This is a genomic window from Flavobacterium rarum (SeqCode), from assembly GCF_965234445.1.
Taxonomy (GTDB): Bacteria; Bacteroidota; Bacteroidia; order Flavobacteriales; family Flavobacteriaceae; genus Flavobacterium; species Flavobacterium rarum.
Genome location: NZ_OZ248479.1, coordinates 283,114 through 297,228, shown reverse-complemented (window position 1 = coordinate 297,228; position 14,115 = coordinate 283,114). Strand labels below are relative to the sequence as shown.

Sequence of the window (14,115 nt, the reverse complement as noted above, 5' to 3'; positions counted from 1 at the left end):
CTAATTTTTAATTTTTTAAAGTCATTTTTTAATGATAAACGATATTATTAGAGGTCTTCCTTGGGGGATTTTATTAAGTTTTATGATTGGTCCTGTATTTTTTATTTTACTGGAAACCAGTATTATTAAAGGATTTAGAGCCGCATTGGTTTTTGATGTAGGTGTAGTTTTTGGCGATATATTTTTTATACTTATTGCTTATTTAGGCAGTTATCGATTGATTCAAAGTTTGAATGACAATTCTTCTTTGTTTATTTTTGGTGGAATTATAATGTTGGTTTATGGATTTATTTCCTTTATAGGAATGAAAAAAGAAAAGAAAATAAACACCAAAAACATTGATAATGAGATTATAAAAAAGAATTATATTGGTCTTTTTATAAAAGGTTTTTTTCTAAATATAATTAATATTGGTGTCCTTGGTTTTTGGTTGGCAGTTATTATATCTGTTGGGCCAAAATTAGAAATGGTACCTTCTAGAATGATTACTTTTTTCACTTCTGTTATCATTACTTATTTACTTATAGATTGTGTAAAAATTGCTTTAGCAAAACAACTGAAACACAAAATGACTCCTACCAATATTTATAAAATTAAACGAGGTGTAAGTATTACACTTATGATTTTTGGATTTGTTTTAATCTTTCAAGGATGGTTTCCAGAAGAAAAACAAATGGTCAAGAAAGCATTTGAAAATATAAAAGTAAAATAATTTAAATTTTAAAAGGACAATTAAATGTCCTTTTTTTTATGTCAATTTTTTAAATAGGAGAAATAAAAATGATTTACATTTCTGTTTTTCTTTTAAAAGCTTCGGCAGGATTTGAACTTAAATTTTGGAAGCAGAATCATTAGGTATTTTTGTGAAGATCGTCCCGTTTTTTGTTAGAATCTTGCAAGCCGAACCCCGGCTTACAAGGATTTCCACGTCACCCGGGGCTAAAAGTTGGTATTTTGCTTTTTTGCTATCATGTGGCAGAAGTAAAATGTAATAATTGAGCTCAAGTTTAAAAAATTGTAGAAGTATGGTTGAGATTAGAACCCAAGATTTTACTCCATTTTTTCTATAAACCTGAGTTCGATTATTCAATAATTTGGTTTTTATTGGAGATATCCTGCAAGGTTTTTATTTATCTTGTAGGTATAAATCAAGACAGCAAGATACCTACAAGGTTCTGTAAAAAACCTTGCAGGAACATTAGCAAACATAGTTTGTTTGTAAACAAGCTTTGTACTTTATAAATCAAACTCAGGTTATTAATAAGAAATAATAAAAGGGATACATTTCTGAATCTTTTATAGTTACAGCGTCCGAATTCTAACTTAATCTTTACCTCATATTTTTTAAAAATGAAACCTAAAAAAGAGTTACATTTCTGTAGTGATTATAAAAAAATCGTCCGTATTTGAACATAAACTTTACCTCATTTTTTCTAAAAATAAAAAAAAAAAAGAGGTACATTTCTTTAGTGATTATTAAGACATCGTCCGGATTTGAACATAAACTTTACCTCATTTTTTCTAAAAATGAAACCTAAAAAAGAATTGTATTTCTGTAGTTATTATAAAGGCATAGTCCGAATTTGAACATATACTTTACTTGATTTTTTCTAAAAATGAAACAAAAAAAAGAGATATATTTCTGTAGTTATTATAAAGGTATCGTTCGGATTTGAACATAAACTTTACTTCATTTTTTCTAAAAATGAAACAAAAAAAAGAGATATATTTCTGTAGTTATTATAAAGGTATCGTCCGGATTTGAACATAAACTTTACTTCATTTTTTCTAAAAATGAAACAAAAAAAAGAGATATATTACTTTATTGATTATAAAGACATCTTTCGTATTCGATCTTAATCTTTACCTCATTTTTTCTAAAAATGAAACCTAAAAAAGAATTACATTTCTGTAGTTATTATAAAGGCATCGTCCGGATTTGAACATAAACTTTACCTCATTTTTTCTAAAAATGTGATATAAAAAAACCTCCAAGTTTTCTTGAAGGTTTTAGATGTATAGTCCGGATTCGAACTATAACTTTACTTCATTTTTTCTAAAAATGTGATATAAAAAAACCTCCAAGTTTCCTTGAAGGTTTAGAGGCATCGTCCGGATTCGAACTATAACTTTACTTCATTTTTCCTAAAAATGAGACAAAAAAAAACGGCTGAATTGCTTTAGTGGTTTTAGAAGCATCGTCCGGATTCGAATTTAATCTTTACCTCATATTTTTTAAAAATAAAAAAAAAAGAGATACATTACTTTATTGATTATAAAGACATCTTCCGAATTCGAACTTAATCTTTACCTCATTTTTTCAAAAAATGAAACCTAAAAAAGGGATACATTTCTTTAGTGATTATTAAGACATCGTCCTGTTTCGAACTAAATTTTTACCTCATTTTTTCTAAAAATGAAACAAAAAAAGAGATACATTTCTTTAGTGATTATTAAGTCATCGTCCGGATTCGAACTTAATCTTTGTCTCATTTTTTCTAAAAATATATAAAAAAAAACGGCTGAATTGCTTTAGAGGTTTTAGAAGCATCGTCCGGATTCGAACTATAACTTTACTTTTTTTTCCCTAAAAAAAAAAAAAGAGATATATTTCTTTAGTGATTATTAAGACATCGTCTGGATTCGAATTTAATCTTTACCTCATTTTTTCTAAAAATGAAACAAAAAAAAGAGATACAGAAATGTATCTCTTTTAGAGGCATCGTCCGGATTCGAACCGGAGTAGGAGCTTTTGCAGAGCCCAGCCTAGCCGCTCGGCCACGACGCCATTCTTGAACGGATGGCAAAAGTAACTCAAAATTTTAAAGTTTAAAAGTTTAAAGTTAACTTTTTTCTATTTTTATGAGAAAAGTTACAAATTATAATTTCGCTCTTCTTCCATTTCTATGGTAACCGCTTCTACATCACCACCTATAGGAGGATTTATCTTTGAAACGGCAACTTTAATTTTAGATACGGTTTCCAACTCTGACATAGCTCTATCGATGATTCTTTTAGCAACATGCTCTAATAAATTGGATCGAATAGCCATTTCTTCGACTACGATTTTATTTAAATGCACATAATCTACTGTATCTTTTAAGTTATCGGACTCAGAAGAGTGTTTCAAATTGGTTCGTATTTCCAAATCTACACTATAATCCGATCCTATTTTTCCTTCTTCTATCAAACATCCGTGATACGAATAGGTTCGAATGTTTTTTAATTTTATTGTTCCCATTTTTTTAGTTTTCAGTACTGATTACTATGTAGTTTTATGAATCAGTTATTGTTTATTTAAATCGGTAAAGATTTTAAAATTTAATTCTAGTGGTATTTGGATCTTGATAATCACATGTTACAGCTTGTATGGAGACTATTTTTTCTTTTTCATTCACAGAAAAATGTATGGTGTAAGGAAATTTTTTTAAGGGAAGCTTACGTATAACATTGTATTTTTCTTCAAAATACGGAAAGGTTTTTAAAGTTTCTACATAATTTTGAAACTCATTATAAATTTTGATCCTAATCCTTCAGAAAATGATTCGTAATATTCAGAGATTTCATCCGCTTCTATATCTGCTCGAACAAGAATAATTATTTCAAATTCATTTATTCCATTTCGCATCTAATCTTTTTTTAGATTCTTCCCAACTTATGTAATTCCCTGGTTTCGAATTTTTCACCCTTTCTATAACCATTTTTTCTATTGATCTATTGTATTCCTCTTGACTTTCATCTACCAATACATCAGGAATTGGTTTCAAAAATTGCATCAAACTTTCGTAAAAAGCATCTGGAATTGTTACTGTTAATTGTCTCATGGCATCAAGTATTTATACAAATGTATTAAAAATTACAATTTGTTTTTTCTTTAAAGTCTATTATCTTATTGTCCATTATCTATCATCTATTTTTTATCTTTGCTAAAATTTTAAAAAATGGCATCAGAAGAGAAATCACTTCATTTTATTGAACAAATTATAGAAGACAGTTTAGCAAACGGTTTTCCACAAGATAAGTTACGCTTTCGTTTTCCACCAGAACCTAATGGTTATTTGCACATAGGTCATGCCAAATCAATTTGTCTTAATTTTGGTTTAGGTTTAAAATACAACGCACCTGTAAATTTACGATTTGATGATACTAATCCCGCCAAAGAAGAACAGGAATATGTAGATGCTATCAAAGAAGATTTAAAATGGTTGGGTTTTAATTGGTCTGAGGAATTATATTCTTCTGATTATTTTCAACAATTATATGACTGGGCAGTTACTATGATCAAAAATGGTAAAGCTTATGTTGACAGTCAATCATCTGAAGATATGGCTATTCAAAAAGGAACACCTACCCAAGCGGGTGTTGATGGTCCTTATAGAAATCGTTCTATTGAAGAAAATTTGGAATTGTTCGAAGGAATGAAAAACGGTGATTTTCCAGAAGGAAGTCATGTTTTAAGAGCCAAAATTGATATGGCTTCGACTAATATGTTGATGCGTGATCCATTGATGTACAGAATATTGCACCGTCACCATCACCGTACAGGTAATCAATGGAATATTTACCCGATGTATGATTATGCACATGGTGAAAGTGATTATTTGGAACAAATTTCTCATTCTATTTGTACTTTAGAATTTGTAATGCACCGTGAATTATACGATTGGTTTTTAGATCAAATATATGATGAATCAAAGGTTCGTCCTCATCAATATGAGTTTGCGCGCTTAAACTTGAATTACACTGTAATGAGTAAGCGAAAGCTTTTGCAATTGGTTCAAGAAAATATTGTCAATGGATGGGACGATCCAAGAATGCCTACCATTTCTGGTTTAAGAAGACGTGGTTATACTGCAACCGCAATCCGTAAATTTTGTGATGTTATTGGAGTAGCCAAACGTGAGAATATTATCGATGTTTCTTTGCTAGATTTCTGTTTACGTGAAGATTTAAACAAAACAGCTCCAAGAGTTATGGCTGTTTTAGATCCTGTAAAAGTTGTAATTACCAATTATCCAGAAGGAGTAGAGGAGTGGTTGGATGCCGAGAATAATCAAGAGGATGAATCTGCTGGTTTTAGAAAAGTACCTTTTTCTCGTGAATTATATATTGAAAGAGATGATTTTCTTGAAGTAGCTCCCGCTAAGTTTTTCCGTTTGAGTATTGGCAATGAAGTGCGTCTTAAAAATGGTTATATTATTAAAGGAGAGAGTGTTACCAAAGATTCAAATGGTTCAATTACGGAGATTCAAGTTACGTATGATGAAGATTCCAGAAGTGGAAGCGGGAGTGAAGCCAGTCAAAGAAAAGTAGCTGGAACGTTGCATTGGGTAGCTGTAAAAACTGCTGTTGAAGCCGAAGTTCGTTTGTATGATCGTTTGTTTATTGACGAAGCACCAGACAGCCATAAAGAAAAAAGTTTCTTGGAATTTATGAATACTTCTTCTTTGCAAATTGTAAAAGGTTTTGTGGAACCGAGTTTATCAGAAGCTAATATAGGTGACCATTTTCAGTTTCAACGATTGGGTTATTTTGTTGTTGATAAAGAGGCAACTAATTCAAAATTAATTTTTAACAAAACCGTTGGACTTAAAGATGCTTGGGAAGAAAAGGATAAAAAAGAAGCTAATTTATTGATGAATACCCAAAAAGAAATCAATAAATATGTTAAAGAAAAGGAGCATAACACAGCTATTATTCTTTTAAATTCTATTGTTGATAACATTAAAACCATTGATAATTTTAGTTTACTCTGTCAAACTGTTGTGAAGAATGTTAAGAATGATAATAATTCTTTATTGTTTGCCAATTTGCTTTTGCATTTTTCTAGCAAAATAACAGCTAATGATATTGATCAAGATGTTTTGTACAAATTATATTCAATGTCTTTGAAAAGTCAATTGGCTAACGTTCGTATTTTTGTTGTTTTAAATATTAAAAGCGATTTGACTAATTTTTCTGTTTTTGAAAATTTAATCACAGATTTAAGAGCCGTTGAAAAAAACGAAAAAGTTTTAGAAGTTTTAAATTCAATTTAAATTAATATCATAGTTTTTACCAATCAAAAGTGCTTTTTTTAAAGCACTTTTTTATTATACATATTATTGATCGTTTTATATGATAATATAATATTTAACTATTAAAAACTACCTTCATAAATTAAGTTTAAGACATTTTTTTATTTTATTTGTATCATTTTATACTTTTAATTTTTTGATTGATTAGAAGTTTTAATTTTAGTTTATATTTTAAAATAGCTTTATTTTGGTTATTTCATCTTCAATTTCTATTTTTTAAATTTATTCTCCTTTTTTTTAATATCAATTTTTGTTATTCCTTTTTTTAATTAATTATAAATTACCTATTATTGTATTTTATTATAATTATAAATTTTTTAATAATAATTATCTATTAATTTTGCCTTTCATAAATATGTTTTAAAGCTTTTTTATTTTGTTTTAATAACTTTGTATCAATTTGGTTTTATTCTTTACCAAAACAGCTTATTTTGTGTTTTAGCTTGTAATCTTTCACTTTAACTGCTTGTTAACACATGTTTGTTAATAAAATTGTATTTTTATAAAAAGTAACCCTTAAATTTAAAAATTTATGTCAAATAAAACTGGAAATACGATAGTAGCGATTTTAGTTGGAACTGCAATAGGAGCAGGATTAGGAATATTATTTGCTCCTGATAAAGGTTCCAAAACACGTGAAAAAATAAAAGATGGTTTAGATGATGTCAAACATGATTTTAAAGTTAAATACAATGATGTTTCTGATAAACTACTTAATAAAGTTTTAATAGCCAAAGATGACATTGATGGAAATTATGAAAATATAGTTTCAACACTTAGTTATAAAACTGAAGATGTTATTTCTTTTTTAGAAAACAAATTAGCCGAGCTTAAATTAAAAAACGCTAAATTTCAAAAATAAATCGACCCATCTATGGCATTTGATAAACTAAAAGAAAATTCAGAAAAAATTCAAGAACAAGCCCAGGTTTATTTTGAGACAACTGCTTCCTATTATAAATTATGGGGTTTTAAAGTTGCCATGAAATCTACTACAATGATTTTGAAATTTACTTTAATTTTGTTGTGTATAGTTATGGTTTTATTATTTGGTTCTATTGCTGCTGCTTTAGCAATAGGAAATTATTATAACAGTTACGCTACAGGTTTTCTTATAGTTGGGGGGTTTTATTTTGTAGCTACTTTATGCATAGCTATGATTAAAGATAAAATTATTGAAGGTCCTATTTTAGAAAAATTTTCAGAAATCTTTTTTAACGATTAATTATGGAAGCAAAAAAATATTCATCTTACGCTGAAATAGATCGTGAATTGGAAATCTTAAAGTTAGAAAAAGAAATTAGTTATAAAAAATTAGTTTTAAGTTTTCAAAAAACATCTGAAGTAATTACTCCCGAAAACATTATAAGTAGTTTTTTATCTCCTTATAAAGATGTAATTCCAAGTCAACTTTTATCAATAATTAAAACAGTTATTCCCTATATTATCAGTTATTTTATAAATAGAAAAAGAGGCGATTAGGCCTCTCTTTTTTTTATAATAATAGTACTAATTATTCAGTTTCTGGTAACTCAGATGTTGTTGGTTCTTCTGGAAGAATTTCTATTTCTTTACTTTTTTTAACTCTTGTTTTGTTTTTCTTCATCATTTCTGAAACCTGATTTGATGCTGAAAAGGAAGCTACCATATTATTTAACATATCACTTCCTGCTTGTGGCGAATTTGGTAATAAAATTAAATTAGAATTAGCGTCAGCGCCAATAGCCTGTAATGTATCATAATGCTGCGTTACTACTATCAAAGCAGATGCTTCTTGGGAATTAATTCCAACTTTGTTTAAAACATCTACACTTTCTACTAGACCTCTAGCGATCTCTCTTCGTTGATCTGCAATACCTTGGCCTTGTAAACGCTTGCTTTCTGCTTCTGCTTTGGCTTTGGCAACAATTCTTATTCTAGATGCTTCTGCTTCGTATTCGGCTACTGTTTTTTCTCTATCGGCTGCATTAATTCGATTCATTGCATTTTTAACTTGAATGTCTGGATCAATATCGGTAACCAAAGTGTTGATTATTGTGTATCCATAAGTAGTCATTGCTTCGTTCAATTCTCTTTTTACAGCTATTGCAATATCATCTTTACGTTCAAAAGCATCGTCCAAAATTAATTTTGGTACTTCAGCACGAACTACGTCAAATACATACGATGTAATTTGATCGTGTGGATATTCTAATTTGTAAAATGCATCATAAACCGTTTCTTTAACCACCATAAATTGTACTGAAACCTTTAGTTTTACAAATACATTATCTTTGGTTTTAGTTTCAATAATCACATCCAATTGTTGAATTTTCAGATTCACGCGTCCTGCTATTCGATCAACTATCGGAATTTTAAGTTGTAAACCCGATTGTCGAATACTGTGAAATCTACCAAAACGTTCCACGATTATACTGGTTTGTTGTTTTACAGTAAAAAATGAGGATAAAAATATAATCAATCCGAAGATGATTATAACAATAAGTACAATGTCCATAGTTTTTATTTTTTGTTAGTACTTATTATACGTAAGATTTATTTTAAAGTTACAAAAAAAGCCCCCAATCAATTAGGAGCTTTTCTGTTTTTATAATTTATCTATTCCTTTTTGTAATCTTGAAATTGTTTCTTGTTTTCCAATGACTTCCACAATATCGAATAGGTGAGGGCCTTTGAGTGCTCCAACTAAACTCAATCGAAACGGTTGCATTACTTTCCCCATTCCAATTTCGTTTTTTGTCATCCAGTCTTTTACAATGTTTTCAATATTTAAAGAAGTAAAATCACTTATTTCTTCAACTACTGAAATCAATTCTTGCATTAAAGTAGGTGTTTCTTCTTTCCAATTTTTGCTTGCTTTTTCATCATAAGAGGTAGGAGCAATGAAAAAGAAAGTACTCAAATCCCAAAATTCTGAAATAAAATGAGCATCTTTTTTTATTAAGGAAACAATTCTAATTATATCAAATTTTGAAATTTCAATCGCTTTTTCAATTAAAATAGGAGTAAAGGCTTCAGCTAAAACTATGTCCTCTTGCTTCATTAAATATTGTTTATTGAACCAATCATTTTTCTTAGGATCAAATTTAGCTCCTGATTTATGTACCCTTTTTAAATCAAAAGCCATAGTTAATTCTTCTAACGAAAAAAGTTCTTTTTCAGTTCCATCATTCCAACCCAATAAAGCTAAAAAGTTAACAACCGTTTCCGGGAAAAATCCTTTCTCTCTGTAACCCGTTGAAATCCCTTCTTCTGTTTTCCATTCTAATGGAAATACAGGGAATCCCATTTTATCTCCATCACGTTTTGATAATTTACCGTTTCCAATTGGTTTTAATATTAATGGTAAATGAGCAAATTCTGGTGCATCCCAACCAAAAGCACGGTACAACATTACGTGTAGCGGCATAGAAGGTAACCATTCTTCACCACGAATTACGTGTGAGGTTTCCATTAAATGGTCATCAACAATATTAGCTAGATGATACGTTGGCATTCCATCACTTTTAAACAATACTTTGTCGTCCAATAGATTTGTTTCAAATTTTACATCTCCGCGAATGATGTCTTGTAAATGTAACGTTTCATTTACTGGAGTTTTAAAACGTATGACATAGTCTTCTTTACTTTCAATTCTTTTTTCAGTTTCTTCTTTGGTTATGACTAATGAAGTATCTAATTTTTCACGATTATTATGGTTGTAAATAAATGTTTTGCCATCGGCTTCGTGTTGTTTTCTATGGGCATCTAACGATTCTGCAGTATCAAATGCATAATAAGCATTTCCTGATTCAATTAATAAATCAGCATATTGTCTGTACAAATGCTTTCTTTCACTTTGTCTGTATGGACCAAATTTTTCATTCTTACCAATTGTTTCTTCAGGAGAAATTCCCAACCATTCCAAGGCTTCCATTATATATTCTTCAGCTCCTGGAACAAATCTGTTTTGATCGGTATCTTCTATTCTTAGATAAAAAGTTCCTCCGTTTTTTTTGGCAAACAAATAATTAAACAAAGCGGTACGTACTCCGCCAATATGTAAAGGTCCTGTTGGACTAGGTGCAAAACGCACGCGAACTGGTTTAGACATTATTGTAAATTTTTTGCAAATATACAATTTCAATTTGTCGTTTGGTATTTGTAATTAGTGTTTATTCAATACGTTAATATTATGTTTTATTTACCTTTATCAAAGCATTAAAATTATTACTTTTATTGGTTATTAAATTAATACGGTAATTTTGGAAAAGTCAAATACGATACATCAAAAATTAGAAGCTTTTATAAAGAAGTATTATACAAATGAATTAATTCGCGGTGTCCTTTTTTTTATTGGACTTGGATTAATCTATTTTCTTTTTACGCTCTTTATTGAGTATTTTTTGTGGTTGAAACCACAAGGGAGAACGTTCTTATTTTGGCTTTTTATCACAGTAGAAGCATTTTTATTACTACGTTTCATTTTGTTTCCAATCTTTAAAATTTTAAAATTTCAAAAAGGTATTGATTATACTCAAGCGTCTTTGATTATTGGAAATCATTTTTCTGAAGTAAATGATACTTTGACCAATTATTTACAGCTTTCAAAATCTGATATTTCAGTTGATAACTCTGAATTATTATTAGCTTCGATAGAACAAAAAGCAAATGCATTGCGTCCAATTCCTTTTGGAAGAGCAATTGATTTTAATTCTAACAAAAAGTATTTGCCATTAGCAATTCTACCCGTTCTTTTTCTATTATTCTTTTTACTTTCTGGTAATAGTCGTATTATTTCACAAAGTTTAAACAGGGTTGTGAATTTTAATTCCAGTTTCACACCACCAGCACCATTTAAATTTACTGTTTTAAATTCCAGTTTGGTTACTGAACAAGGAAAGGATTTTGTTTTGCATATAAAAACTGAAGGATCTGTTGTTCCTGAAAATGTAATGATTTTTATAGGTGATGAAAGTTATTTTCTAGAAACCATTAAACCCGGTGAGTATCAATTTAGGATTGTTAAACCTTTTTCTAATTTTTCTTTTCATCTCGAAGGAAATTCTGTTTTTTCATCTGATTATGAATTGAAAGTAATTGCCGTTCCAACGATTTCGAACTTTGAAATGAAGTTGGTTTATCCTGGGTATTTGAATTTAAAAAATTCTATTATTAAAGGTACAGGTAACGGTGTTATTCCTGAAGGTACCCAAGTTACTTGGATTCTGAATACCAATTCAACACAAAATGTTGTATGGAAAAATAGTAAACAGTCCTTTCTATTCTCTAAATCTGAGAATTCATTTAATTTCACTCAAAATATCCTACAAAATTCAGAATATCAAGTAATTACATCAAATAACGAAGTGAAAAACTTTGAAAAATTATTTTATCAATTGAATGTTATCAAAGATCAGTTTCCTACCATTAATATTACTAAAGCACCGGACAGTTTAAGTGTTGGAAATAATTATTTTGTTGGTCAATTAGCTGACGATTATGGTTTGTCAAGGTTGCAGATTATTTACTATGAGTCTGGTAAACCTGCTAGTGCTAAACGTGGAACAATTAATATCAAACAGGATACTTTTGATCAATTTGTTTTTAGTTTTCCAAGTAATCTTGATGTAGAAAAAGGAACTAATTATGAATATTATTTTGAGATTTTTGATAATGATGCATTGCATCATTTCAAAAGTACTCGTTCAATAGTTTTTTCTGACCGTGTTTTATCCGTTGAAGAGAAACAAAATGCTTTATTTCAAGAGCAGAATAATTCCATTAACAGTCTGCAAAAATCAGTAGAAAAACAAGATAAACAATTTTCAGAAATAGAAAAATTACAACAAACCAATAAAGAAAAAAATTCTTTAGACTTTAAAGACCGACAAAAGATAAATGATTTCATTAAACAACAACAGCAACAAAATGTTTTGATGAAAGAGTTTTCAAAAAAAATGAAAAATAATTTCGACAATTCAAATCCACAAAATAAAGATGAAAACAAAGAGTTACTTCAAAAACGTTTAGAGAATACAGAAAGAGAATTAGATAAAAACAAAAAATTATTAGATGAACTTGATGATCTTAACAATAAAATTAAAGATGAGGAATTTGTTGAGAAATTGGAAAAATTGAAACAGAATAGTAAAAGCCAAAACAAGAACTTAGCTCAATTAGTAGAGCTAACTAAACGGTATTATGTAGAAAAAAAGGCAGAACAATTAGCTGATAAATTGGAAAAATTATCTCAAAAGGAAGATAAATTATCTGAGAATGATAAAGAAAATTCAGTTAATGATCAACTCAAACTTACGAAAGAATTTGAAAAAATTGTAGAGGAATTAAAGCAATTAGACAAAGAAAATGACGAGTTGAAATCACCAATGGACATACCTTCTGATTCCGACAAAGAGAAGAGTATCAAAGAAGATCTTAATAAAGCCAATACTGATTTGCAAAACAATAACAAATCAAAGGCAAAACCGAATCAAAAAAGTGCATCCAAGAAGATGAATGAAATGTCCAAAGCTATAGAGAAAGCAATGGAAGAATCAGAAAAGGATCAGATAGAAGAAGATGTAAAAATGTTACGTCAAATATTAGACAATCTATTGGCTTATTCTTTTTCACAGGAGGATGTAATGGACCAATTTAAGATAGCTAAATTGGGTTCTCCTTCTTTTAGTAAATTCATTAAAACACAACAGAACTTAAAAACACAATTCAAACATATTGACGATAGTCTTTTTGCAATGTCTTTGCGTCAGCCTAAAATTGCAGAATCAGTTACAAAAGAGGTGGCCAATGTACAATACAATATTGACAAATCTCTTGAAAGTTTAACGGATTCACAATTACAAAGAGGTTTAGCACAACAACAGTATGCAATTTCATCTGCTAATAAATTGGCTGATTTATTAAGTGATTCTTTAAATAGTATGCAAATGCAAATGTCTGGAAGTAGTGGAGGAAAACCAAAACCTGGTAAAGGTTCAGGGATGCAACTACCCGATATTATAAAAAAGCAAGGCGAATTATCAGATAAAATGAAGCAGGGAATGAAATCTGGTAATAAACCAGGTGAAGGAAATAAACCTGGTGAAGGTAAAAACAAAGGGTCTCAATCTGGAAAAGGAGAAGGTAAAAATGGAGGCACCGAAGGTGATGGAGAAGGAGATGCAAAAGCTACTATGGATATTTACAAAGAACAAAAGCAATTACGTGAAGCTTTACAAGAAGAGTTAAACAAAAAAGGCTTAGGCAATAATGGTCAGAATGCTTTGGAACAAATGAAACAATTAGAAAAGCAATTATTAAACAAAGGATTCAACAACGAAACGTTGCAAAGAACCAATACAATTAAACAAGAACTTTTAAAATTAGACACTGCAATTCGTTTACAAGGAGAAGGCCCAAAACGACAATCTGAAACAAATACTAAGAGTTTTACCAATCAAGCAATACCATTACCGAAGGCACTTACAGATTATTTAAATAGCATCGAAATATTAAACAGACAATCGTTACCTTTGCGCTCGAATTTTAATCAAAAAGTTCAAGTTTATTTCAATAAAAAATGATCAATTTTAATTACGAATCCGATTTTACTTTAGTAAACGAAGAAGCAATAGCAACTTGGTTAAGTGCTGTAATTGTATCGGAAAAAAAAACAGAAGGTGAAATCAATTACATCTTTTGTGACGATGAGTATCTTCATAAGATTAATTTAGAGTATCTTAATCACGATACACTTACCGATATTATAAGTTTTGATTACACTATGGGTAATGAATTAAGTGGTGATATTTTTGTTTCTATAGAAAGAGTTATAGACAACGCTAGAGATTACAACACGGTTTTCGAAGACGAATTAAAACGCGTATTGGTTCATGGTGTTTTACATTACTGCGGATACAAAGACAAATCAACAGAAGACGAAGTTGCAATGAGAAGCAAAGAAGACGAAAAATTAAACATGTTTCACGTGGAACAGTAGTTTTAAACCTCGTAAAATTATATAAAAATGTATTATGTTTCACGTGAAACAATAATT

The 14,115-nt window shown here is 29.4% G+C and carries 12 protein-coding genes and 1 tRNA gene; 7 read left to right on the top strand and 6 right to left on the bottom strand.

Features of this window, described 5'->3' with window-relative positions:
* Nucleotides 1-31: 31 nt before the first annotated feature.
* Nucleotides 32-712: a LysE family translocator gene (locus AC8GF4_RS01200; RefSeq protein WP_506591977.1), complete on the top strand. Its 681-nt coding sequence runs from the start codon at nucleotides 32-34 to the stop codon at nucleotides 710-712.
* 2,005 nt (nucleotides 713-2,717) lie between these two features.
* Here the strand turns inward: AC8GF4_RS01200 and AC8GF4_RS01195 are convergent.
* The 4 genes from AC8GF4_RS01195 to AC8GF4_RS01180 form a co-directional block, all read right to left on the bottom strand.
* A tRNA-Cys gene (locus AC8GF4_RS01195) sits at nucleotides 2,718-2,788 on the bottom strand.
* An 84-nt stretch (nucleotides 2,789-2,872) separates the two neighbouring features.
* Nucleotides 2,873-3,241, bottom strand: coding sequence for a dihydroneopterin aldolase (gene folB, locus AC8GF4_RS01190; RefSeq protein ID WP_506591975.1), 369 nt, complete (start codon nucleotides 3,239-3,241; stop codon nucleotides 2,873-2,875).
* Between the two features lie 249 nt (nucleotides 3,242-3,490).
* On the bottom strand, nucleotides 3,491-3,628 hold the full coding sequence (locus tag AC8GF4_RS01185; protein WP_506591973.1) for a hypothetical protein: 138 nt from the start codon (nucleotides 3,626-3,628) through the stop codon (nucleotides 3,491-3,493).
* On the bottom strand, nucleotides 3,609-3,824 hold the full coding sequence (locus AC8GF4_RS01180) for a hypothetical protein (protein ID WP_506591971.1): 216 nt from the start codon (nucleotides 3,822-3,824) through the stop codon (nucleotides 3,609-3,611). The genes AC8GF4_RS01185 and AC8GF4_RS01180 overlap by 20 nt, the downstream gene beginning before the upstream one ends.
* Nucleotides 3,825-3,941: 117 nt before the next feature.
* Between AC8GF4_RS01180 and AC8GF4_RS01175 the strand changes: the two genes are divergently transcribed.
* From AC8GF4_RS01175 to AC8GF4_RS01160, 4 genes are all read left to right on the top strand, one after another.
* Entirely contained in the window at nucleotides 3,942-6,038 is a 2,097-nt protein-coding gene (locus tag AC8GF4_RS01175; protein ID WP_506591969.1) for a glutamine--tRNA ligase/YqeY domain fusion protein, read from the top strand.
* Nucleotides 6,039-6,609: 571 nt separating this feature from the next.
* Nucleotides 6,610-6,939, top strand: coding sequence for a YtxH domain-containing protein (locus tag AC8GF4_RS01170; protein WP_506591967.1), 330 nt, complete (start codon nucleotides 6,610-6,612; stop codon nucleotides 6,937-6,939).
* A gap of 12 nt (nucleotides 6,940-6,951) precedes the next feature.
* Nucleotides 6,952-7,302: a competence protein gene (locus AC8GF4_RS01165; protein ID WP_506591965.1), complete on the top strand. Its 351-nt coding sequence runs from the start codon at nucleotides 6,952-6,954 to the stop codon at nucleotides 7,300-7,302.
* Between the two features lie 2 nt (nucleotides 7,303-7,304).
* Entirely contained in the window at nucleotides 7,305-7,559 is a 255-nt protein-coding gene (locus tag AC8GF4_RS01160; RefSeq protein ID WP_506591963.1) for a DUF6327 family protein, read from the top strand.
* Nucleotides 7,560-7,590: 31 nt separating this feature from the next.
* Here AC8GF4_RS01160 and AC8GF4_RS01155 read toward each other — a convergent pair whose 3' ends face one another.
* Together AC8GF4_RS01155 and gltX are read right to left on the bottom strand one after the other, a co-directional pair.
* On the bottom strand, nucleotides 7,591-8,574 hold the full coding sequence (locus AC8GF4_RS01155; protein ID WP_506591961.1) for an SPFH domain-containing protein: 984 nt from the start codon (nucleotides 8,572-8,574) through the stop codon (nucleotides 7,591-7,593).
* 90 nt (nucleotides 8,575-8,664) lie between these two features.
* Nucleotides 8,665-10,170: a glutamate--tRNA ligase gene (gene gltX, locus AC8GF4_RS01150; RefSeq protein WP_506591959.1), complete on the bottom strand. Its 1,506-nt coding sequence runs from the start codon at nucleotides 10,168-10,170 to the stop codon at nucleotides 8,665-8,667.
* A gap of 151 nt (nucleotides 10,171-10,321) precedes the next feature.
* Here gltX and AC8GF4_RS01145 point away from each other — a divergent pair, with 151 nt between their 5' ends.
* Both AC8GF4_RS01145 and ybeY read left to right on the top strand, forming a co-directional pair.
* Nucleotides 10,322-13,642 (top strand): hypothetical protein, encoded by a 3,321-nt coding sequence (locus tag AC8GF4_RS01145; protein WP_506591957.1) that lies wholly within the window; start codon nucleotides 10,322-10,324, stop codon nucleotides 13,640-13,642.
* A complete protein-coding gene (gene ybeY / locus AC8GF4_RS01140; protein ID WP_506591955.1) occupies nucleotides 13,639-14,058 on the top strand; it encodes an rRNA maturation RNase YbeY in 420 nt (139 codons plus the stop codon). Before AC8GF4_RS01145 ends, ybeY begins: the two co-directional genes overlap by 4 nt.
* The last annotated feature ends 57 nt before the right edge of the window (nucleotides 14,059-14,115 follow it).